This window comes from Streptococcus sp. sy018 (assembly GCF_007859185.1).
In the GTDB taxonomy this organism is placed as follows: Bacteria; Bacillota; Bacilli; order Lactobacillales; family Streptococcaceae; genus Streptococcus.
The window spans coordinates 157298-180469 of sequence record NZ_VOHN01000002.1 but is presented as its reverse complement, the minus strand read 5'-3'; the positions used below and the strand labels follow the sequence as shown (position 1 = coordinate 180469).

Below are 23172 nucleotides of genomic sequence, written 5' to 3'. Positions count from 1 at the left end.
CCAGTGGTAGAAGAAGTTTCAGCACCAGTAGTAGAATCAACTCCAGTGGTAGAAGAAGTTTCAGCACCAGTAGTAGAATCAACTCCAGTGGTAGAAGAAGTTTCAGCACCAGTAGTAGAATCAACTCCAGTGGTAGAAGAAGTTTCAGCACCAGTAGTAGAGTCAACTCCAGTAGTAGAAGAAGTTTCAGCACCAGTAGTAGAGTCAACGCCAGTGGTAGAAGAAGTTTCAGCACCAGTAGTAGAATCAACGCCAGTGGTAGAAGAAGTTTCAGCACCAGTAGTAGAGTCAACGCCAGTGGTAGAAGAAGTTTCAGCACCAGTAGTAGAGTCAACTCCAGTGGTAGAAGAAGTTGTTGCAACATCAACGACAGTTAAGGAAACTTATGATGCAACTAATACTTACCCTGTTGGTCAATGTACATGGGGAGTTAAGGCTTTGGCTCCTTGGGTTGGTAACTATTGGGGTAATGGTAACCAGTGGATTGCTAGTGCTCAAGCAGCAGGTTATTCAGTTGGAACAACACCAACAGTGGGTTCTATTGCGGTATGGCCTTACGATGGTGGTGGTTATGGACACGTTGCCTTGGTAACAGCTGTTAATAGTCCAACAAGTATTCAAGTAATGGAATCAAACTATAATGGTAATCAAACAATCGGTAACTACCGTGGCACATTCAACCCTTATGAAAGTTATTGGGGTGGTACAGTAATGTATATTTATCCTTAAAATGAATGACAGTCTTTAGATTTTATTCTAAAGACTTTTCTTTTATTTAGTCTTATGGTTTTGATTGAAAAACTAAGGAAAAAAAGCTAAAATAGTAGTGGATTAAAACTTTGGAGGAAGTCATGTCGTTTTCAAACCTAAAATTATTCGCTTTGTCGTCTAATCAGGAATTAGCCAAAAGAGTAGCAGATACTATTGGGATTTCTTTGGGTAAATCAAGTGTACGTCAGTTTTCAGATGGTGAATTGCAGGTTAATATTGAAGAATCAATTCGTGGTCATCATGTCTTTATTTTACAATCGACTAGTTCACCAGTTAATGATAATTTGATGGAAATTTTGATAATGGTTGATGCGCTGAAGCGAGCGAGTGCAGAGTCTGTTAGCGTGGTTATGCCTTATTATGGTTATGCTCGTCAGGATCGTAAAGCACGTTCTCGTGAGCCGATTACATCAAAATTAGTGGCTAATATGTTACAGGTAGCTGGTGTTGATCGTTTGTTGACGGTTGATTTGCATGCCGCACAAATTCAAGGTTTCTTTGATATCCCTGTGGATCACTTAATGGGAGCTCCTTTGATTGCGGATTATTTTGTTCGTCGTGAGATGACTGGTGACGATTACGTCGTGGTGAGTCCTGACCATGGGGGCGTGACACGTGCTCGTAAATTAGCTCAATTTTTGAAAACACCAATTGCGATTATTGATAAACGTCGTAGTGTCGATAAGATGAACACCAGTGAAGTGATGAATATCATCGGAAATGTTTCTGGTAAGACCTGTATTTTGATTGATGACATGATTGATACGGCAGGTACGATTGCCCATGCAGCTGATGCCTTGGCAGAAGCAGGAGCAACTTGTGTTTATGCTTCATGTACTCATCCAGTCTTATCTGGTCCAGCCCTTGATAATATCCAAAATTCAGCCATTAAAAAATTGGTGGTTCTGGATACGATTTACCTACCAGAAGAGCGTTTAATTGATAAGATTGAACAAATTTCGATTAGTCAGTTAATAGCAGATGCGATTATCCGTATTCATGAAAAACGCCCACTTTCTCCCTTATTTGAATTAGATAAAAGAAAATAAAATAATCGTTAGCCTAGGCTAACGATTTTTGATTTTGGTATAATATTTTTATGGTACTTCAAGAAACAAGAGGTTTAATTCTTTATAATCAAAATTTTCGTGAAGATGATAAGCTGGTTAAGATTTTTACTGAGCAAGCAGGCAAACGCATGTTTTTTGTGAAGCATGCTAGTCGTTCTAAACTAGCTCCTGTTATTCAACCCTTGACCTTGGCTGAATTTATTCTTAATATCAATACACAAGGTTTGTCTTATATTAGAGATTATCATGAAATTAAAGTTTTTTCGCAAATCAATAGTGATATTTTTGGTCTGTCTTATGCTAGTTATATTGTAGCTTTATCTGATGCTGCGATTAGTGATGGCACTTATGATCCTCATCTTTTTGCCTTTTTGACGAAGACCTTAGAGCTGATGGATGACGGGATTGATTATGAAATATTAACCAATATTTTTGAGATACAAATCCTATCTCGTTTTGGTATTGACTTAAATTTTAGTGAATGTGTGATTTGTCGAAGAAAAGAGCAAGCATTTGATTTTTCTTTTAAATATGCAGGTGTATTGTGTCCCAAACATTATCATGAAGATCAGCATAGGAGTCGTCTAGATCCCAATGTCCCTTTTTTATTAAATAAGTTTCAGGCAGTTAATTTTTCTGAGTTACAGAGTATTTCTCTTAAGAAAGAGATTAAGTCGAAATTGCGTTTGTTTATCGATCAACTTTATGAAGAATATGTGGGTATTCAGTTAAAAAGTAAGAAGTTTCTGGATCAATTAGAGGATTGGGGCCAAATCATGCGAGAATCAGACGATGAGTGAGGAACTGAAAAACTGGTGGAATCATGTTATAATAAAACTATTGTTATCAAGTAAAAGGAGAAAAAATGAAACGTATTGCAGTAGATGCTATGGGTGGAGATTATGCCCCACAAGCTTTAGTTGAAGGTGTTAATCAAGCTTTAGCTGAGTTTCAAGATCTTGAGATTCAACTATATGGTGATGAAGCCGCTATTCGACCTCATTTGACAGTGACAGAACGTGTTAGTATCATTCATACCACTGAAAAAATTGCTTCAGATGATGAGCCAGCTAAGGCGATTCGACAAAAAAAGAAAGCCAGTATGGTTTTGGCTGCTAAGGCGGTTAAAGAAGGTCAAGCGGATGCTGTCCTGTCTGCTGGAAATACGGGCGCTCTTTTGGCGGCAGGTCTTTTTGTGGTTGGTCGAATTAAAGGCATTGATCGTCCAGGTTTATTATCTACTCTACCAACCGTAGATGGCAAGGGCTTTGATATGTTGGATTTGGGAGCAAATGCTGAAAATACCGCTAAGCACTTACATCAATATGCGGTTTTGGGGAGTTTTTATGCTAAGTTTGTGCGCAATATTGACAAACCTCGTGTGGGCTTGTTGAATAACGGAACAGAGGCTAGTAAGGGGGATCCTTTGCGTAAGGAAACCTATGAACTTTTGGCCAATGATGATCAGTTGACTTTTGTTGGTAATGTTGAGGCTCGTGATTTAATGACTGGTGTAGCGGATGTGGTCGTGGCAGATGGTTTTACTGGTAATGCAGTGCTGAAAACCATGGAAGGAACAGCTATGGCTATTATGGGACAACTAAAATCAGCCTTGACAACAGGTGGTGCTAAAACAAAACTAGGTGCTTTAATGATTAAAGATAGTTTGCGTGGCATGAAAGACAGTTTAGATTACTCGAGTGCTGGAGGTGCGGTTCTTTTTGGAGTAAAGGCACCTGTCATCAAGGCACATGGTTCTAGTGATAGTAAGGCGATTTATCATACTATCAGGCAGATTAGAAAGATGTTAGAAACCGAAGTGGTTAAGGAATTGGTTCGTAATTTTGACCAAAATCGTCAATAAGTATGGTGATTAACGTAACAAAACAATTCTTGCGACAGAGCATGATTAAAGGTTTGAAACAAATGCCTGTTGAACAAAAGAGGCAAGCCAATCGAAGATTACTAGATGCTTTCTTAACTCATCCTGTTTATCAAAAGGCTGATTGTTTAGCAACGTACCTATCTTTTGATTTTGAATATGATACGAGTGATTTGATTAAATCAGCTCAGGCGGCAGGAAAGCAAGTGCTTGTGCCAAAGACGTTTGCTGATGGTAAAATGATATTTTTGCCTTATGATGAAGATAATCTAGTGCGAAGAAGTTTTGGCTTGTTAGAGCCGAGAATGGATAAACCAGTGGCAGAAGTTAAGATTGATTTAATTCATGTTCCAGCATTAGTAATTAACTACCAAGGTTATCGTATTGGTTTTGGTGGAGGTTATTATGACCGTTATTTAGCTGATTTTTCTGGTCATACTTTGGTGACAGCTTATACTTGCCAGTTACAGGAATTTTTACCAGAAAAACATGATGTAAGAGTGAAAGAGGTAGTGATTGATGAAGGCTGAATGGCGAACCTATCCAGCAACAAGTTTTTTATTAGCAGTAACGGTACTGGTCTTTTTATTGATGCAGTTGCGTTATTTGGGGCAGGCTAGTTCAGGCCAAGCTGTATTTGATTTTGGTGGCATGTATGGTGACTGGGTTAAAATTCGACCCAGTCAGCTTTGGCGGCTCATTATGCCGATTTTTGTGCATATTGGCTGGCAACATTTTATAATGAATAGCGTTACCCTTTATTTTTTAGGTCATTTAGTAGAAAAGTTATGGGGGTCAAAATCTTTCTTAATCTTGTATTTGTTAGCTGGTGGCTTTGGTAATTTACTAACCATGTTTGTCACTCCAAGTGTACTGGCTGCTGGAGCCTCAACGTCCTTGTTTGGTCTGTTTGCAGCTGTAGTTGTGGTTGGTTATGCTAGTAAAAATCCTTATCTCAAACAATTAGGACGCTCCTACCAAAGTTTATTGGTCTTGAATCTTTTATTTAATCTTTTTATGCCAGATGTTAGCTTGGTTGGTCATCTGGGTGGGTTAATTGGTGGAGCCTTGGCTAGTGTATTTATCTCATTACCAGAGCCTGTTTTTAGCTTGAAAAGTCGCTGGTTAGCTGCTCTAACTTATCTAAGTTTAGTCGTGCTGTTTTTAGTTTTATTTTATGCTTAATAATATGCCCACAAAATCTGAGTTTTGCTCAGATTTTTTATTTTTTTAAGTTGTAACTGTGACATTACATTAAAGTTGTAGTATTTTTTATGTAACGACAATTGTTACAAAAAGGGATATCACATGAAAAAATAGTAGTTATTGCGTTTATTGGATTGATTCTTATAGCAGGGCTCATTTGGCAAACAAAAACAATTCAAGGCGTAAGTTCTAAGGTAACTAGTCAGCAAGTTGAACGAAATAAGAAAAATGCCCTTGCTTTTTACCAAATGGTTTTTAATGATCATAAGGTGAGACAGGCAACAGAAACTTATGTTGCAGATACCTATATTCAGCACAATCCAACAGTAGATAATGGTCCAGAGGCTTTTATTAAGGTTTTTGAAACATTTGTGAAGGACAATCCTGAGTCTAGTGTAGAGGTGAAACGTGTGGCAGCAGAGGGTGACTTGGTCTTTGTGCATGTTTATAGTAAGGCTAATAAAACAGACAAGGGAGAGGCAGTTGTGGATATTTTCCGATTTGATGACCAAGGGAAAATTGTAGAGCATTGGGATGTGATTCAGCCAGTTGTTGAAGAAACGGTTAGTGGCAATAGCATGTTCTAGTGTCAGTTATGGATTAAAAAACACCTGAGGCTAACTCAGGTGTTTTGATTATTTGCTTTTTTTATCAGATTTTTCTAATTTTTTACCAAGATCAATAATGTATTGTTTTAGGTTATCTTTGACTTGTGGGTGTTTAAGGGCATAATCAATAGAAGTTGTCATGAAGCCAAATTTATCACCAACATCATAGCGGTTACCAGTAAAGACGCGTGCAAAAACACGTTGCGTTTTGTTAAGGGTATCGATAGCATCAGTTAATTGAATTTCATTTCCAGCTCCAGGTGCTTGGTTTTCTAGGATATCAAAAATTTCTGGAGTTAATAAGTAACGACCAATGATCGCTAAATCACTTGGAGCATCTTCTGGTGCTGGTTTTTCGACAAAGGTATCAACACTATAAAGACCGTTAGTTGCTTCGCCATGGGGGGCAATCACACCGTAGGCAGAAACTTCTTCGTGTGGTACAGGCATAACTGCAATGGTTGAAGCGTGTGTTGTTTCATAATCATCCATCAATTGTTTGGTTAATGGCACAGCTTTTTCGTTTGTAATGTCCATCAAATCATCGCCAAGCATAACAACGAATGGTTCGTTACCAACAAAGGCTTTGGCTTGTAAAACGGCATCTCCAAGACCACGAGGATGACTTTGGCGGATAAAGTGCAAGCGAATCCCAGTTGTTTCATCAACCAATTTTAGAAGGTCATTTTTCCCTTTTTCTTTAAGGTTATACTCCAACTCAAAGTTTGAATCAAAGTGGTCTTCGATTGAACGCTTAGCCTTACCAGTTACAACAAGAATGTCTTCAATTCCTGATTTTAGGGCTTCTTCAACGATAAACTGAATGGTTGGTTTATCAACGATAGGAAGCATTTCTTTGGCTAAGGCTTTGGTTGCTGGAAGGAAACGTGTTCCTAAACCAGCAGCAGGGATAACGGCTTTTCTTACTTTTTTCATGATTAACTCCTTTAATTTAGTTTACCACTCGTTTTCAGGGCGGAATTCATTAGACATCATATTGAGAATAGACGTTTTGATGTCAGCATGTTCATAGATAACACGATAGATGGCTGTGGTGATTGGCATATAGACACCAAGTTCTTGAGCCAGTTCATAGGCGACCTTAGTGGTTGAAAGGCCTTCAATCACCATCCCCATATCTTGCTCGATACTAGCTAGGTCTTGACCTTTACCAAGGGCATGTCCTGCTCGCCAATTACGCGAGTGAACAGAGGTACCTGTGACGATTAAATCTCCAACACCAGATAGGCCACTATAGGTTAGAGGATCAGCTCCTAGCTTAACACCTAATCGTGTGATTTCAGCTAGTCCCCTAGTAATGATAGCAGCTTTAGCATTATCACCATAGCCTAAGCCATGTAAAATACCAGCACCAACGGCAATAATATTTTTTAAAGCACCAGCAGTTTCTACGCCAATGACATCGGTATTGGTGTAAAGACGGAAGTAGTGATTACTGAAAAGTTTTTGCACATATTCGGCCTGTGTTAAATCTTTAGAGGCTGATGTGATTAAGGTGATATCACGCACAATGGTTTCTTCAGCATGGCTAGGACCAGATACGACAACAATGTCGTGACGAAGATTTTCAGGAATTTCTTCTTCTAGAATCTCAGACAGGCGTTTGTGGGTATCTGGCTCTAATCCTTTGGAAGCATGCATAATTGTCACTTGATGATCAAGAACTTGAGCCACTTGTTTGGCAACCAAACGGGTAACCTTGGTTGGTACAACAAAAAGAACTGCTGTTACTTGATCTAAAGCTTCTTTCAAATCCTTATAGGCTTTGATGTTATCATCTAGAACCACATCCTTAAAATAACGAGTATTGGTGTGATTTTGATTGATTTCGTCAATTTGCTCAGGAATGTTTCCCCAAATTCTGACGTCGTGCCCATTGTCATTTAAGACTTGGGCAAGAGCTGTTCCCCATGAGCCTGGCCCTAGAACAGCGATACGTTGCTTAGTCATAGTTTCTCCTTTGAGAACATATTGTCTTTTTAATTATATCATAAAGTAAGCGAATTTACTATTGAATGATGCTTTGATAAGTTTTGAAATTCAAGTCATTCTTGTGTATAATAAAAAGACTAGAAAAGAGGTTAATATGACAAAAATTCGTGGTTTTGAGTTGGTATCGTCTTTCACAAATATAGAGTTATTGCCTAAAAGAGAAACGGCGCAAGCCGCAGGCTATGATTTGAAAGTTGCTAAGGAGATGGTGATTCTTCCTGGAGAAATCCAACTAGTTCCAACAGGGGTGAAAGCTTATATGCAGTCAAACGAAGTGCTCTATCTCTATGACCGCTCTTCCAATCCTCGTAAAAAAGGCTTGGTGTTAATCAATTCAGTAGGAGTCATTGACGGCGATTACTATAATAATCCTGCTAATGAGGGTCATATTTTTGCTCAAATGAAAAATATAAGTGATCAACCAGTCGAGTTGATAGAGGGTGAACGCTTGGTGCAGGCTGTTTTTGCTCCGTTTTTATTGGCTGATGGTGATGTGGCGACTGGTGTTCGAACGGGTGGCTTTGGTAGTACAGGCTCTTAGTTGTTTAAGGAGATAGGCTATGGCTAAGAAAAAAACAACATTTATTTGTCAAGAATGTGGCTACCATTCGCCCAAGTACTTAGGTCGTTGTCCTAATTGTTCGGAATGGTCGTCTTTTGTTGAAGAAGTTGAAGTAGCTGAAGTTAAGAATGCGCGTGTGTCTTTAACTGGCGAAAAAACTAAGCCTATGAAGTTAAATGAAGTAGATTCCATTCGGGTCAAACGAACGAAAACTGAAATGGATGAATTTAACCGTGTGCTTGGTGGTGGCGTTGTTCCAGGTAGTTTGGTTTTAATTGGGGGAGATCCAGGTATTGGTAAATCTACCCTACTCCTACAAGTGTCTGCTCAACTAGCTGATCAAGGCATAGTACTGTATGTTTCTGGGGAAGAGTCTGCCCAGCAAATCAAACTCCGTAGCGAACGTTTGGGTAAGATTGACAATGATTTTTACCTTTACGCTGAAACCAATATGCAGAGTGTGCGAGCAGAAATTGAAAAATTGAAGCCAGATTTCTTGATTATTGATTCCATTCAGACCATTATGAGCCCAGAAATTTCAGGGGTTCAGGGTTCTGTTAGTCAAGTTCGAGAAGTGACGGCAGAGCTGATGCAGCTGGCGAAAACAAATAATCTTGCCATTTTTATTGTTGGCCATGTCACTAAAGAAGGTACTTTGGCAGGTCCTCGGATGTTGGAACACATGGTGGATACGGTGCTTTATTTTGAAGGAGAGCGCCATCATACTTTTAGAATTTTACGAGCAGTTAAAAATCGTTTTGGTTCGACAAATGAGATTGGAATTTTTGAAATGCAATCAAATGGCTTGGTTGAGGTGTTAAATCCAAGTCAAGTGTTTTTGGAAGAGCGTTTGGACGGAGCAACTGGTTCAGCCATTGTTGTGACCATGGAGGGTACTCGTCCTATTTTGGCTGAGGTTCAAGCCTTGGTAACACCGACCGTTTTTGGCAATGCCAAGCGAACCACGACTGGTTTGGATTTCAATCGTGTGAGTTTAATTATGGCAGTTTTGGAAAAACGTTGTGGCTTGTTACTACAAAATCAAGATGCCTACCTTAAATCAGCAGGTGGTGTCAAACTAGATGAACCAGCCATTGACCTAGCTGTTGCAGTAGCGATTGCTTCGAGTTATAAGGAACAACCAACTAATCCTCAAGAAGCTTTTATTGGAGAAATTGGTCTGACAGGTGAGATTCGTCGAGTGACACGTATCGAACAACGTATCAATGAAGCAGCTAAACTGGGTTTTACAAAGATTTATGCTCCGAAAAATTCCTTAACAGGTATTGAGATTCCCAAAGGGATTCAAGTGATTGGAGTGGCAAGAGTCAAGGATGTTTTGACCCAAGTATTTAATTAAAAAAATCTGTTGGTATTTTCCAACAGATTTTTTTTGTTAATCCACATAGATTTCTGATGAGTTATTAAGCCAGCTATAAAGTAAGCCAATAATGAGACCACCACCGATATAGTTACCTAGTCCAGCAAAGAAAAGATTGGAAAGGACACTAGCAACGGTCATGCCTTCAACAGGTCCACCGTTGGCAAAGAAGGCTAGTGGGAAAGAAACGAAGTTGGCGATAACGTGTTCAAAACCAAGAAAGGCAAAGATGTAAATGATAAAAATCATTGAAAAGACCTTGCCAATATCATCTTTCATTCGTAGGGCAACAAAAACGGCAGTATTAACAACGATATTTGCAAAAATTCCTTCAATCAATTGGGTCATCGGAGATTTAGCTAGTTTAGCACTAACAGCTTCAAAGAGATAGTTGTCAGGAGTAAGGTGGTTAAACGGTGTTGTTTTTGACATGAGCCAAGAAAACAAAAGAGCCCCAACTAAGTTAAAGAAGATACAGGTTACAAGGATTTTCCCTGCTGTTAAAAGACGTAATTTTTTATTGTAAACAGCACTGGTCATATACATCATGTTAGAAGTACCCAACTCAGCATTCATATAGACAATCATAACGAGTGACCAGCTAAACATAAAGGCAAAAAGGAATTTACCAGAATGTGGCACGAGATTATCGCTATATGAGGCGATATAAAAGGCAACAGCTGTTCCCAAGGTTAAAAACATGGTTGCTAGCATAGACCTCACAGCATATTTGAGGTAGTTATGGCGTGACAGGTCGTCTTTTTTTTCGATACTCTTAGCGAGGTTGTTAATCAATTCACTGTTATAACCAGTGTAGTTGTTTTTCATCTCTATTCTCCTATTTTATTTTGATAAAGCATAGCTATTATAACATATTTGCTAAGGAGAAAAAGATGATTTAGTAAAAAACTTCACATTTTTATAAAGTTAACGTTTTCATAGAAAAAATGAAAAAGTCTCAATTAAAGAGGGATTAGAAAGGTTTGTTTTTCGTCATTTATGATATAATGAAATGGATTGAACTATTAGAGGTCTTAGACCCTCAATAACAGGAGAGTAAAATGTCAAAACCAATTCGTGTGCGTTATGCACCAAGTCCAACGGGTTTGCTTCATATTGGTAATGCCCGTACTGCTTTGTTTAATTATCTCTATGCCCGTCATCATGGTGGTCAATTTATCATTCGTATTGAAGACACAGATCGTAAACGTCATGTTGAAGATGGTGAACGCTCGCAGCTAGAAAATCTACGCTGGTTAGGGATTGATTGGGATGAAAGCCCAGAAACTCATGAACAGTACCGTCAATCAGAACGTCTAGCAATCTATCAGCAATATGTAGATGAGCTTTTAGAAAAGGGATTGGCTTACAAATCTTATGTGACTGAAGAAGAACTGGCTGCTGAGCGTGAGCGTCAAGAGGCCGCTGGAGAAACCCCGCGTTACGTCAATGAGTTTTTAGGCATGACGGAAACGGAAAAAGCAGCCTACATTGCTGAACGTGAAGCTAAGGGAATTATCCCAACCGTTCGTTTGGCTGTCAATGAATCTGGTATTTATAAATGGACAGATATGGTCAAGGGTGAAATTGAGTTTGAAGGTGGCAACATCGGTGGCGATTGGGTGATTCAGAAAAAAGATGGCTACCCAACTTATAATTTTGCCGTGGTTGTTGATGATCATCTGATGGCAATTTCTCATGTTATCCGAGGAGATGACCATATCGCTAATACACCTAAGCAGTTGATGATTTATGAGGCTTTGGGTTGGGAAGCTCCAGAATTTGGGCACATGACCTTGATTATCAACTCTGAAACCGGTAAAAAATTGTCAAAACGTGATACCAATACCCTACAGTTTATTGAGGACTATCGTAAGAAAGGGTATCTGCCTGAAGCAGTCTTTAACTTTATCTCGCTATTAGGTTGGAACCCAGGTGGTGAAGAAGAAATCTTCTCTCGTCAAGAGTTGATTGAGCTATTTGATGAAAATCGTTTGAGCAAGTCACCAGCAGCTTTTGATCAGAAAAAAATGGATTGGATGAGCAATGACTACATCAAAAAAGCTGATTCAGCTAAGATTTTTGATATGGCTAAGCCTTATCTTGAAGAGGCAGGTCGTTTGACAGACAAAGCAGTTGATATGGTGGCTCTTTATCAACCACAATTAAATTCTGTTGATGAAATTGTAGGCTTGACGGATCTTTTCTTTACAGATTTCCCAAGTCTATCGGAGGAAGCAAAAGAGATGATGGCGGCTGAAACAGTTCCAACAGTTCTAACTAGCTTTAAGGAAAAATTGAGTCAGCTGACGTCAGAAGAATTTTTGGCAGAAAATATTGCCCCACAAATCAAGGCGGTTCAAAAAGAAACAGGAATCAAAGGGAAAAATCTCTTCATGCCAATTCGTATTGCCGTATCAGGTGAAATGCACGGACCAGATTTACCAAATACGATCTATTTGTTGGGTCAAGAGAAATCAATCCAACACCTAGAACAAATGCTAGCAAAAATTAGCTAGTTTTAGAGGCACTTCCAAAGGAAGTGTCCTTTTTTGACGCATAATCTGACTTGCGAAAAAGGATAAGTCATGGTAAAATGTAGGTTACGGAGGCGTTATGGCACAAAAAAAAGCGAGTTTAGCCTGTGTTGATTGCGGTAGTCGAAACTATTCGATTGGTTTAAGTAGTAATCCTAAGATGACACGGTTAGAAGTTAATAAATTCTGTAAACATTGTAAAAAGTACACCTTACACAAGGAAACAAGATAAAAGGAGAATGGTGTGAAATTCAGTATTTTTAAGGTTTTGAAAGATACCAGCTGGCCAGATCGCAAACAACGTTGGAAGGATTTCTTGTCAGTCATTGAATACACAGCGTTTTTTGCTTTGATTATTTTTATCTTTGATAAGTTATTATCATTGGGTATTCTTGATTTAATTAAACGATTTTAATCAAAGGGACAGTAAAAAGTTAATCTGACTTTTTCTGATGAAAGGATAAAAAATGTTAGATAGTTTTGATAAGGGCTGGTTTGTTTTACAGACCTATTCAGGTTATGAAAATAAGGTAAAAGAAAACCTGATTCAGCGAGCTCAAACTTATAATATGTTGGAAAACATCTTGCGTGTTGAGATTCCAACTCAGACAGTGAATGTTGAAAAAAATGGTCAAACCAAGGAAGTGGAAGAAAATCGCTTTCCAGGTTATGTTTTGGTTGAGATGGTCATGACAGACGAGGCATGGTTTGTGGTGCGTAACACACCAAACGTCACAGGTTTTGTGGGGTCACATGGTAACCGTTCAAAACCAACACCATTATTGGAAGAAGAGATTCGTTCAATTCTCTTGTCAATGGGTCAAACGATTGATGTGATTGATACCAATATCAAGGTAGGAGATACCGTACAAATCATTGATGGTGCCTTTATGGGACAAGAAGGTCGAGTTATCGAGATTGAAAACAACAAAGTGAAAATCATGATTAGCATGTTTGGTTCAGAAACCCAAGCTGAACTAGGCCTATATCAGATTGCTGAAATCAATTAAAGGTTAAGTAACAGGACATGTATGTCCTGTTATTTTTTATTTTCTTTGCTATACTAAAGTTGTAAGAAATAAAGTCTAGGAGGCATCTTATGTTAAAAAACAAGAAAGTGATACTCTTATTTGTTTTATTGGCATTAAGAGTAGGTTTGTCCTTACTTGAAACTTTGAAAAATTTTGGAGTCGTAACATTAAAGAGTTCTCAAAATTTGATGACTTTGTCAGATTACTTGTCAATGCCGATTTTATTGCTGATTATTTATATCGCCTATGACCACTATCGTTCAGAAAAGAGATAGTCAGGATGTCATCACTATTTGCTTAAAAATACCACTCATTTTTAGATAAATATCCTTGACAAGTAAAGTCGGACGTGCTAAGATAATGGGAGTACTTTTTACTTTTGGTCTCTCCAAAGTGTACAGAGACGTGCTGACAAATAGTTGCAAAGTACACACTGTTCTAGACTGTCACCAAGTGCTAGAACAACCAAAAATAAAATCTTACAGGAGAATGTAGATGCCTACAATTAACCAGTTGGTACGTAAACCACGTAAATCTAAAGTAGAAAAATCTAAATCACCAGCTTTGAACGTTGGTTACAACAGCCATAAAAAAGTTCAAACTAACGTGTCATCACCACAAAAACGTGGAGTTGCAACTCGTGTTGGAACAATGACACCTAAAAAACCTAACTCTGCCCTTCGTAAATTTGCCCGTGTACGTTTGAGCAACCTTATCGAAGTAACTGCTTACATCCCAGGTATCGGCCACAACTTGCAAGAGCATAGCGTGGTACTTATCCGTGGTGGACGTGTAAAAGACCTTCCAGGGGTACGTTACCATATCGTTCGTGGTGCACTTGATACAGCAGGTGTTGCTGACCGTAAGCAAGGCCGTTCTAAATACGGTGCAAAACGTCCTAAAGGATAATAGAAGGGAGATAAGAAAATATGAGTCGTAAAAATAGAGCGCCTAAGCGCGAAGTATTGGCAGATCCATTGTACAATTCACAACTTGTAACACGTCTTATCAACCGTGTTATGCTTGATGGAAAACGTGGAGTAGCAGCAAGCATCGTTTACGGTGCCTTTGAACAAATCGCTGAAGCAACTGGTGAAAACGCACTTGAAGTTTTTGAAACAGCTATGGAAAACATCATGCCTGTTCTTGAAGTTCGTGCACGCCGTGTTGGTGGTTCTAACTACCAAGTTCCAGTTGAAGTTCGTCCAGAGCGTCGTACAACATTAGGTCTTCGTTGGTTGGTCAATGCATCACGTTTGCGTGGTGAACACACGATGAAAGACCGTTTGGCTAAAGAAATCATGGATGCTGCTAACAACACTGGTGCGTCTGTTAAAAAACGTGAAGACACTCACAAAATGGCAGAAGCAAACCGTGCATTCGCACACTTCCGCTGGTAAGAATAAGAGGTTTAAGACGATTAAAAGACAATTTCAAAAAGTTGATAATAACCAATCTTTTCAAATTGTCAGTCTTTACTCAAGCTGGAGGTTTGTTCTCAAATTAAATAGCATTTGAGTTGAAGCATCTGGTTAAGATTTAAGAAATAGCAAGAACGGGTAGGTCCTGCCTATCCGTTTTTGACAAATTTATGCTATAATAAAAAAGTAAATAAAAATTTATTAGGAGAAACTAATGGCACGCGAATTTTCACTTGAAAAAACTCGTAATATCGGAATCATGGCTCACGTTGATGCTGGTAAGACAACAACAACTGAGCGTATTCTTTACTACACTGGTAAAATCCATAAAATTGGTGAAACGCATGAAGGTGCATCACAAATGGACTGGATGGAGCAAGAGCAAGAACGTGGTATCACAATCACATCTGCAGCAACAACAGCTCAATGGAACGACCACCGTGTAAATATCATCGACACACCAGGACACGTGGATTTCACAATCGAAGTACAACGTTCTCTTCGTGTTCTTGATGGTGCAGTTACCGTTCTTGACTCACAATCAGGTGTTGAGCCACAAACAGAAACTGTATGGCGTCAAGCAACTGAGTACGGCGTTCCTCGTATCGTATTTGCCAACAAAATGGACAAAATCGGTGCTGACTTCCTTTACTCAGTAAGCACACTTCATGATCGTTTGCAAGCAAATGCTCACCCAATTCAATTGCCAATCGGTGCAGAAGATGACTTCCGTGGTATCATTGACTTGATCAAGATGAAAGCTGAGATCTACACTAACGACCTTGGTACTGACATCTTGGAAGAAGATATTCCTGCTGAATACCTTGAGCAAGCTGAAGAGTACCGTGAAAAATTGGTTGAAGCAGTAGCTGAAACAAACGAAGACTTGATGATGAAATACCTTGAAGGTGAAGAAATCACTAACGACGAATTGAAAGAAGCAATCCGTCAAGCAACAATCAACGTTGAGTTCTTCCCTGTACTTTGTGGTTCTGCCTTCAAAAACAAGGGTGTTCAATTGATGCTTGATGCAGTTATCGACTACCTACCAAGCCCACTTGATATCCCAGCAATCAAAGGTATTAACCCAGATACTGACGAAGAAGAAACTCGTCCAGCATCTGATGAAGAGCCATTTGCAGCCCTTGCCTTCAAGATCATGACAGACCCATTCGTAGGTCGTTTGACATTCTTCCGTGTGTACTCAGGTGTTCTTAACTCAGGTTCATACGTTTTGAATACATCAAAAGGTAAACGTGAGCGTATCGGACGTATCCTTCAAATGCACGCAAACAGCCGTGAAGAAATCCAAACAGTTTACTCTGGAGATATCGCTGCCGCTGTTGGTTTGAAAGATACAACAACTGGTGACTCATTGACTGATGAGAAAGCTAAAGTAATCCTTGAGTCAATCAACGTTCCAGAACCAGTTATCCAATTGATGGTTGAGCCAAAATCTAAAGCTGACCAAGACAAGATGGGTATTGCCCTTCAAAAACTTGCTGAAGAAGATCCAACATTCCGTGTTGAAACTAACGTTGAAACTGGTGAAACAGTTATCTCTGGTATGGGTGAGCTTCACTTGGATGTCCTTGTTGACCGTATGCGTCGTGAGTTCAAGGTTGAAGCTAACGTAGGTGCTCCTCAAGTATCTTACCGTGAAACATTCCGTGCTTCAACTCAAGCTCGTGGATTCTTCAAACGCCAATCTGGTGGTAAAGGTCAATTCGGTGACGTTTGGATTGAATTTACACCAAACGAAGAAGGTAAAGGTTTCGAGTTTGAAAATGCTATCGTCGGTGGTGTGGTTCCTCGTGAATTTATCCCAGCGGTTGAAAAAGGTTTGGTTGAGTCTATGGCTAACGGTGTCCTTGCCGGCTACCCAATGGTTGACGTAAAAGCTAAACTTTACGATGGTTCATACCATGATGTTGACTCATCTGAAACTGCCTTCAAGATTGCGGCTTCTCTTGCCCTTAAAGAAGCAGCTAAATCAGCTCAACCAGCTATCCTTGAGCCAATGATGCTTGTAACCATTACTGCTCCAGAAGATAACCTTGGAGATGTTATGGGACATGTGACGGCTCGTCGTGGTCGTGTAGATGGTATGGAAGCTCGTGGTAATACACAAGTGGTTCGTGCCTTTGTACCATTGGCTGAAATGTTCGGTTATGCAACAGTTCTTCGTTCTGCAACTCAAGGACGTGGTACGTTCATGATGGTATTTGACCATTATGAAGATGTTCCTAAGTCAGTTCAAGAAGAAATTATCAAAAAAAATAAAGGTGAAGACTAATTATCTTCAATAGACAGAGTGATGAGCTCTGTCTTTTTTGTTAAAAATACTTCAAAGCTGCGAAAAGTATTTGCAATTCAAATTAAATAGTTATATAATAGACATGTTGAAGGATTCTTGTAACTAATCAAGTTAATCTTTTCACAAAAGGGAGTTCCCTTAAAAATATTAAGTATTGATTTTCATAAGGAGGAAATCACAAATGGTAGTTAAAGTTGGTATTAACGGTTTCGGACGTATCGGTCGTCTTGCTTTCCGTCGTATCCAAAACGTAGAAGGTGTTGAAGTGACTCGTATCAACGACCTTACAGATCCTAACATGCTTGCACACTTGTTGAAATACGACACAACTCAAGGTCGTTTCGACGGTACTGTGGAAGTTAAAGAAGGTGGATTCGAAGTTAACGGTAAATTCATCAAAGTTTCTGCAGAGCGTGAGCCAGGTAACATTGACTGGGCTACAGATGGTGTAGAAATCGTTCTTGAAGCGACTGGTTTCTTTGCTTCTAAATCAGCGGCTGAGCAACACATCCATGAAAATGGTGCGAAAAAAGTTGTTATCACAGCTCCTGGTGGAAATGATGTTAAAACAGTTGTATTTAACACTAACCATGACATCCTTGACGGTAGCGAAACAGTTATCTCAGGTGCTTCATGTACTACAAACTGCTTGGCACCAATGGCTAAAGCTCTTCATGATGCATACGGTGTTCAAAAAGGTTTGATGACGACAATCCATGGTTACACTGGTGACCAAATGGTTCTTGATGGTCCACACCGTGGTGGTGACCTTCGTCGTGCTCGTGCAGCAGCAGCAAACATCGTACCTAACTCAACAGGTGCTGCTAAAGCTATCGGTCTTGTTATCCCAGAATTGAACGGTAAACTTGACGGTGCTGCACAACGTGTTCCAGTTCCAACAGGTTCTGTAACTGAATTGGTTGTAACACTTGATAAGAAAGTAACTGCTGACGAAATCAACGCAATGATGAAATCAGTTGCAAACGAGTCTTACGGTTATACTGAAGATGCAATCGTATCATCAGATATCGTTGGTATGGCTTACGGTTCATTGTTTGACGCAACTCAAACTAAAGTGCTTGACGTTGACGGTGAGCAATTGGTTAAAGTTGTTTCATGGTATGACAACGAAATGTCTTACACTGCACAACTTGTTCGTACACTTGAGTACTTTGCAAAATTGGCAAAATAATTAGGTGATTAGGGAGGTCGTTTGACCTTCCTTTTTTGTCAAATAAGGGTCTGATATTTTGTTAAATCCTTAACATTTTCAAAAATTATGATATAATAAGAGAGTACAAAAAAGAAGGAGTCTTAAAAATGGCTAAATTAACTGTAAAAGATGTGAATGTAAAAGGTAAAAAAGTCCTTGTTCGTGTGGACTTTAATGTACCTTTGAAAGATGGTGTGATTACAAATGATAACCGTATTACAGCTGCACTTCCAACAATCAAGTATATTATTGAGCAAGGTGGACGTGCGATTCTTTTCTCACATTTAGGACGTGTTAAAGAAGAAGCAGATAAAGAAGGGAAATCATTGGCACCAGTAGCGGCTGATTTGTCAGCTAAACTTGGTCAAGAAGTTGTCTTTATTGCGGGAGCTACTCGTGGTGCAGAACTAGAAGCTGCAATCAATGCTCTTGAAGATGGTCAAGTACTTTTGGTTGAAAACACTCGTTTTGAAGATGTTGACGGTAAGAAAGAATCTAAAAACGATGCTGAACTTGGTCAATACTGGGCAAGTCTAGGTGACGGTATCTTCGTTAATGATGCTTTTGGTACAGCTCACCGTGCCCATGCGTCAAACGTTGGTATTTCAGCAAACGTTGAGCAAGCAGTGGCAGGTTTCCTTTTGGAAAATGAAATTGCTTATATCCAAGAAGCAGTTGAAACACCAGAACGTCCATTTGTTGCCATTCTTGGTGGTTCAAAAGTATCTGATAAGATTGGTGTTATCGAGAACCTTTTAGAAAAAGCTGATAAGGTACTTATCGGTGGTGGTATGACTTATACTTTCTACAAAGCACAAGGTATTGAGATTGGTAACTCATTGGTTGAAGAAGATAAACTTGATGTAGCTAAGGCTCTTCTTGAAAAATCAAATGGTAAATTGATTTTGCCAGTTGATTCAAAAGAAGCGAATGCTTTTGCAGGTTATGATGTTGTTCGTGATACTGATGGTGAAGCAGTTTCTGAAGGTTTCCTAGGTCTTGATATCGGACCAAAATCAATTGAGAAATTTGATGCTGAGCTAACAGGTGCTAAGACAGTTGTTTGGAATGGTCCAATGGGTGTCTTTGAAAATCCTGATTTCCAAGCTGGTACAATCGGTGTGATGGACGCTATCGTTAAACAACCTGATGTGAAATCAATCATCGGTGGTGGTGACTCAGCAGCCGCAGCGATCAATCTTGGTCGTGCTGATAAATTCTCATGGATTTCAACTGGTGGTGGAGCAAGTATGGAATTGCTTGAAGGAAAAGTTCTTCCAGGTCTTGCTGCCCTAACAGAAAAATAAGACTGAATGATTAATGGGAGAGGGTATCGCAGCTGGCGATATCCTTTTCTTTGAGATTGAGAAAGACATAAGATGGATTTTAGACAATTTAAATTTGATAAAAAACAGTTTCGTTTGGGGTTGAGGACTTTTAAGACAGGCTTGTCAGTTTTTTTGGTTTTGTTATTATTTAAGTTATTTGGTTGGGAAGGAACGCAAATCGCTGCCTTGACAGCCGTTTTTAGCCTGAGAGAAGATTTTGGAACGAGTTTGCAGTTTGGGATTTCTCGGATTTTAGCCAATAGTATCGGTGGTTTTTTTGCAGTTATTTTCTTTTCCTTGACTAATTTGTTGGGAGGATCTTACTGGCTGACGCTTTTTAGCCTACCGATTTTGACCATGCTGACCATTATGACCAATGTTGCCATGAATAATAAGGCGGGTGTGATTGGTGGTGTTGCTGCCTTGCTAATCATTACCCTGTCTATCCCAGATGGGGATACTATTTTATATGTTTTCGTGCGAATTTTTGAAACCTTTGTTGGTGTTTTTATTGCCATTATGGTTAATGCTGATGTGGATTGGCTTAAGAACCGCTTAAAAAAGAAATCCATGTGATAAAATCTAACATTTGCTCTTGACAGTGCTTGCTTTTCTTTTTATAATGTAAGAAATAAAGGAGAAATGGTGATGAGAGAGAAGGAATTACGACGGCATATGGCAGTTTTTCCTATTGGTTCGGTAATGACCTTGACTGACCTGACGGCTAGACAGATTCGCTATTATGAAGAACAGGGTTTGATTCTGCCCAAACGAAGTAAGGGTAATCGTCGTCTTTATTCACTGAATGATATGGATAGGTTATTGGAAATTAAGGATTTTCTAGATGATGGCTTAAATATGGCGGCTATTAAGGCTCACTATGCCCAAGAAAAGCCAGTTTCTACTAGAAGTAAGTCCAAGAAACCCTTATCTGACGCTGATGTTAGGCAAATTTTACACGATGATTTGCTGCGTCAAGGACGTTTCAATCAGCCCACTCAGCACTTGGGTGGTCACCGTTTAGGACGATAGTTTAGACAAGAAGGAGAGCAACATGTCAATTACTGCAGAAGATATTCGTCGTGATATTTGTGATAAAAATGTGACCTTTTTACGCCTCATGTTTACTGACATTATGGGAATTATGAAAAATGTTGAAATTCCAGCTACCAGTGAGCAATTAGAGAAGATTCTATCTAATAAAGCCATGTTTGACGGGTCTTCCATTGAGGGATTTGTTCGCATCAATGAGTCGGACATGTATCTTTATCCTGATTTGAACACTTGGACGGTTTTTCCTTGGGGAGATGAACATGGTGCAGTCGGTGGTTTGATTTGTGATATTTATACGGCTGAGGGGAAACCATTTGCAGGTGATCCTCGTGGCAATCTCAAGCGTGCCTTGGCAAATATGGAAGAAATGGGTTTCAAATCTTTTAATCTGGGGCCAGAACCAGAATTCTTTCTCTTTAAATTGGATGAAACGGGTAATCCAACTCTAGAAGTCAATGATAAGGGGGGCTACTTTGATTTGGCTCCAACGGATTTGGCTGATAATACCCGTCGAGAAATTGCTGCGGTGTTAACCAAAATGGGCTTTGAAGTTGAGGCTTGTCACCACGAGGTAGCAGCAGGTCAACACGAGATTGATTTCAAATACACGGACGCTTTGAGAGCTTGTGATAATATTCAACTGTTTAAGTTGGTGGTTAAGACCATTGCTCGTAAGCACGGTTTGTATGCGACCTTTATGGCCAAGCCAAAGTATGGTATCGCAGGCTCTGGTATGCACTGCAATATGTCCTTGTTTGATGAAACAGGAAATGTTTTTTACGATGTTAATGACCCAAGGGGGATGCAATTATCAAAAACTGCCTATTATTTCTTGGGTGGGTTGATGAAACATGCCTATGGCTATACCGCTATCACCAATCCAACTGTTAATTCCTACAAACGTTTGGTGCCAGGCTATGAAGCTCCTGTTTATGTGGCTTGGGCTGGGCAAAATCGTTCGCCTTTGATTCGAGTGCCGGCTTCACGAGGGATGGGAACGCGTTTAGAGTTGCGTTCGGTGGATCCCATGGCCAATCCTTATTTGGCTCTGGCGGTACTTTTAGCGTCCGGTTTGGATGGCATTAGCAATAAAATTGTGGCACCCGCTCCTGTTGAGAGCAATATCTATGTCATGACACCAGAGGAACGTCAGGCAGCAGATATTATTGATTTGCCGTCAACCTTGCATAATGCTCTTAAAGCCTTGCAAAAAGATGAGGTGGTTAAAGAGGCTTTGGGAGAGCACATCTATACCAATTTCTTAGAAGCCAAGCGAATCGAGTGGGCTAGCTATGCCGCCTATGTTTCCCAATGGGAAATCGACAACTATCTGGACAGTTATTAGCCCTTACTAAAAGACTTGGTCTGTCTGCCAAGTCTTTTGTTTATCAGCTCAGCCTTTGTCAAGGAAAGTAGATAATATAAGCAAATTACTTGATAAATAGGGGGGGGGGGAGTAAACTAGTTAAGTGAATAAAAAAAGAAACGGAGTATTTATGAAAAAGTATCTTACCTTATTTTCTCTCTTGTTGTTGACAGCTTGTTCGGTAAAAGAGAGTAAAGAAAGCACAACGACGATTATCGAAACAGCAAACGGCTCGTCAAGTCAGTCGAGTACAAGTCAAAATGCGTCGAGTTCTTCTTCTTCGGCAGGAGAGTCGTCGTCAACCGTGGCGAAAGAGAGCAGTTCATCAAGTCAGAGTGAGTCATCATCGTCAGCAGACAAGAAAGCTAACACATCAAGTCAATCAAGTTCAAACAGTGACTCGTCAAGTTCAAGTCAAACGGAATCAAGCGACTCTAGCTCTACTGTAGCAGTGGATTATTCACTCTATGACAGTGTGATTTCAGAATATCGTCAAGTGGTGGATGGTAATAATCCAACGTCATCTATTAGTGCAGAATCCCTTCAATTAAGAAGAGGTATTTCTTATTATACAGATATTGAATACAATCTGTATGACTTTGATCAGAATGGTGTGGATGAGTTGACGGTTTCTTTAATCGCTAAAGATGGTTACCGTGCTCTTCTTGATATTTTTACTATCAAAGACAACCAAGCGATTAGATTGACCAATGATAGTAATCTTGCTATGCTAGGTAATCGTATGCGGTTGATTCCGTTACAGGATGGTTCTTTCTACTATAAAGGGTCAGGGTCTGCCTCGTCGGCTGTTTATGCTCATTATCGCTTAACTGCTGATGGTGGAGCTTTAGAAAAAGTTACTGAAAGCATGTCTGAATCTGACCTTGGCAAATTGCCAGAAGCTCTAGACTTAACTACTCTAACGTGGCAATCAGTCCAAAATAGTGACTCTCAGACATCAAGCAGTCAAACTGAGACGGTAGCAAGTAGTTCAATGGACTTACAAGCCATTATGGCAGGTGATTATTCATCGATTGCAGGGACGTGGAAGAATGGAAAAGCTGACTCTCCGACCTATACGTTTACCAGTTCATCTATTCAAGCAACTTATCCTGATGGCAGAGTAGAGACTAGGTTTTTGACATTTAATGAAAGTTATGCTAGTTCAACGATTGCAGAAAAAGGTTATTTAACAGGTACATTTAATGAAGATTCTAGACTTAGCTTTAATAGTGCTGCAGGTTTATGCTTCTTGCCAGTTGGTTCTACTGTTAGTGAGGGTTCTGATGTTGACGCTTCTGATGGTAGTAAAGAAAGAATTTGGTTTGTTGGTACTGGGATGAATCCATCAGTTGTTATGGCTGACCTTGATACTTTTTACTACAAGGTTTCAGACTAAGTATAATAAGAAAA

The 23172-nt window shown here is 39.6% G+C and carries 26 protein-coding genes; 23 read left to right on the top strand and 3 right to left on the bottom strand.

All coding sequences use genetic code 11. From position 1 onward, the window contains the following. The 7 genes from FRX52_RS05520 to FRX52_RS03225 form a co-directional block, all read left to right on the top strand. The coding region (locus tag FRX52_RS05520) for a CHAP domain-containing protein (protein ID WP_261379143.1) at positions 1–729 on the top strand (729 nt) is incomplete at its 5' end. Positions 730–851: 122 nt separating this feature from the next. Beyond that, the gene (locus FRX52_RS03250) at positions 852–1820 is read left to right on the top strand and encodes a ribose-phosphate diphosphokinase (RefSeq protein ID WP_146460793.1); all 969 of its coding nucleotides are present in this window, start codon (positions 852–854) and stop codon (positions 1818–1820) included. A 50-nt stretch (positions 1821–1870) separates the two neighbouring features. Further along, positions 1871–2641, top strand: coding sequence for a DNA repair protein RecO (gene recO, locus FRX52_RS03245; RefSeq protein ID WP_146538480.1), 771 nt, complete (start codon positions 1871–1873; stop codon positions 2639–2641). 65 nt (positions 2642–2706) lie between these two features. After that, entirely contained in the window at positions 2707–3705 is a 999-nt protein-coding gene (gene plsX / locus FRX52_RS03240) for a phosphate acyltransferase PlsX (protein WP_146538479.1), read from the top strand. 2 nt (positions 3706–3707) lie between these two features. Continuing rightward, the gene (locus FRX52_RS03235; protein ID WP_146538478.1) at positions 3708–4253 is read left to right on the top strand and encodes a 5-formyltetrahydrofolate cyclo-ligase; all 546 of its coding nucleotides are present in this window, start codon (positions 3708–3710) and stop codon (positions 4251–4253) included. Then, positions 4243–4908 carry a rhomboid family intramembrane serine protease gene (locus tag FRX52_RS03230; protein WP_146538477.1) on the top strand — a complete coding sequence of 222 codons (666 nt, stop codon included), beginning with the start codon at positions 4243–4245 and terminating at the stop codon, positions 4906–4908. Before FRX52_RS03235 ends, FRX52_RS03230 begins: the two co-directional genes overlap by 11 nt. Positions 4909–5009: 101 nt before the next feature. Further along, positions 5010–5516 carry an ester cyclase gene (locus FRX52_RS03225; RefSeq protein WP_222426100.1) on the top strand — a complete coding sequence of 169 codons (507 nt, stop codon included), beginning with the start codon at positions 5010–5012 and terminating at the stop codon, positions 5514–5516. A 48-nt stretch (positions 5517–5564) separates the two neighbouring features. On the opposite strand, the gene galU is transcribed toward FRX52_RS03225, so the two are convergent. Both galU and FRX52_RS03215 read right to left on the bottom strand, forming a co-directional pair. Then, positions 5565–6473 carry a UTP--glucose-1-phosphate uridylyltransferase GalU gene (gene galU / locus FRX52_RS03220; protein ID WP_146538476.1) on the bottom strand — a complete coding sequence of 303 codons (909 nt, stop codon included), beginning with the start codon at positions 6471–6473 and terminating at the stop codon, positions 5565–5567. A 21-nt stretch (positions 6474–6494) separates the two neighbouring features. Continuing rightward, on the bottom strand, positions 6495–7508 hold the full coding sequence (locus tag FRX52_RS03215; RefSeq protein ID WP_146538475.1) for an NAD(P)H-dependent glycerol-3-phosphate dehydrogenase: 1014 nt from the start codon (positions 7506–7508) through the stop codon (positions 6495–6497). A 136-nt stretch (positions 7509–7644) separates the two neighbouring features. Here FRX52_RS03215 and FRX52_RS03210 point away from each other — a divergent pair, with 136 nt between their 5' ends. Beyond that, the gene (locus tag FRX52_RS03210) at positions 7645–8091 is read left to right on the top strand and encodes a dUTP diphosphatase (RefSeq protein WP_146538474.1); all 447 of its coding nucleotides are present in this window, start codon (positions 7645–7647) and stop codon (positions 8089–8091) included. Between the two features lie 19 nt (positions 8092–8110). Beyond that, positions 8111–9472, top strand: coding sequence for a DNA repair protein RadA (gene radA / locus FRX52_RS03205; protein ID WP_146538473.1), 1362 nt, complete (start codon positions 8111–8113; stop codon positions 9470–9472). 36 nt (positions 9473–9508) lie between these two features. On the opposite strand, the gene FRX52_RS03200 is transcribed toward radA, so the two are convergent. Beyond that, on the bottom strand, positions 9509–10321 hold the full coding sequence (locus FRX52_RS03200; RefSeq protein WP_146538472.1) for a formate/nitrite transporter family protein: 813 nt from the start codon (positions 10319–10321) through the stop codon (positions 9509–9511). Between the two features lie 233 nt (positions 10322–10554). On the opposite strand from FRX52_RS03200, the gene gltX reads away from it, so the two are divergent. The 14 genes from gltX to FRX52_RS03130 all read left to right on the top strand — a co-directional run bounded on the left by gltX (position 10555) and on the right by FRX52_RS03130 (position 23158). Further along, positions 10555–12012, top strand: a complete 1458-nt coding sequence (gene gltX / locus FRX52_RS03195) for a glutamate--tRNA ligase (protein ID WP_146538471.1) — start codon at positions 10555–10557, stop codon at positions 12010–12012. A gap of 97 nt (positions 12013–12109) precedes the next feature. After that, entirely contained in the window at positions 12110–12262 is a 153-nt protein-coding gene (gene rpmG / locus FRX52_RS03190; RefSeq protein ID WP_146460815.1) for a 50S ribosomal protein L33, read from the top strand. Positions 12263–12274: 12 nt separating this feature from the next. Beyond that, the gene (secE, locus tag FRX52_RS03185) at positions 12275–12445 is read left to right on the top strand and encodes a preprotein translocase subunit SecE (RefSeq protein ID WP_146460817.1); all 171 of its coding nucleotides are present in this window, start codon (positions 12275–12277) and stop codon (positions 12443–12445) included. Between the two features lie 52 nt (positions 12446–12497). Next, the gene (gene nusG / locus FRX52_RS03180) at positions 12498–13040 is read left to right on the top strand and encodes a transcription termination/antitermination protein NusG (protein ID WP_146460819.1); all 543 of its coding nucleotides are present in this window, start codon (positions 12498–12500) and stop codon (positions 13038–13040) included. A gap of 89 nt (positions 13041–13129) precedes the next feature. Then, complete coding sequence (locus FRX52_RS03175) at positions 13130–13336, top strand: hypothetical protein (protein WP_146538470.1); 207 nt, start codon at positions 13130–13132, stop codon at positions 13334–13336. A 220-nt stretch (positions 13337–13556) separates the two neighbouring features. After that, positions 13557–13970, top strand: a complete 414-nt coding sequence (rpsL, locus tag FRX52_RS03170; protein ID WP_009854984.1) for a 30S ribosomal protein S12 — start codon at positions 13557–13559, stop codon at positions 13968–13970. A gap of 20 nt (positions 13971–13990) precedes the next feature. After that, on the top strand, positions 13991–14461 hold the full coding sequence (rpsG, locus tag FRX52_RS03165) for a 30S ribosomal protein S7 (protein WP_146460823.1): 471 nt from the start codon (positions 13991–13993) through the stop codon (positions 14459–14461). A gap of 235 nt (positions 14462–14696) precedes the next feature. Next, positions 14697–16778 (top strand): elongation factor G, encoded by a 2082-nt coding sequence (gene fusA / locus FRX52_RS03160; RefSeq protein WP_146460826.1) that lies wholly within the window; start codon positions 14697–14699, stop codon positions 16776–16778. Positions 16779–16980: 202 nt separating this feature from the next. After that, entirely contained in the window at positions 16981–17991 is a 1011-nt protein-coding gene (gene gap / locus FRX52_RS03155) for a type I glyceraldehyde-3-phosphate dehydrogenase (RefSeq protein WP_146460828.1), read from the top strand. Positions 17992–18119: 128 nt separating this feature from the next. Then, on the top strand, positions 18120–19319 hold the full coding sequence (locus tag FRX52_RS03150; protein WP_146538469.1) for a phosphoglycerate kinase: 1200 nt from the start codon (positions 18120–18122) through the stop codon (positions 19317–19319). A 72-nt stretch (positions 19320–19391) separates the two neighbouring features. Continuing rightward, entirely contained in the window at positions 19392–19916 is a 525-nt protein-coding gene (locus FRX52_RS03145) for an aromatic acid exporter family protein (RefSeq protein ID WP_146538468.1), read from the top strand. 72 nt (positions 19917–19988) lie between these two features. After that, a complete protein-coding gene (locus FRX52_RS03140; protein ID WP_146460837.1) occupies positions 19989–20372 on the top strand; it encodes a MerR family transcriptional regulator in 384 nt (127 codons plus the stop codon). A 22-nt stretch (positions 20373–20394) separates the two neighbouring features. After that, on the top strand, positions 20395–21738 hold the full coding sequence (gene glnA / locus FRX52_RS03135; RefSeq protein ID WP_146538467.1) for a type I glutamate--ammonia ligase: 1344 nt from the start codon (positions 20395–20397) through the stop codon (positions 21736–21738). Positions 21739–21889: 151 nt separating this feature from the next. Beyond that, entirely contained in the window at positions 21890–23158 is a 1269-nt protein-coding gene (locus tag FRX52_RS03130) for a DUF6287 domain-containing protein (RefSeq protein WP_146538466.1), read from the top strand. Positions 23159–23172 lie beyond the last annotated feature (14 nt).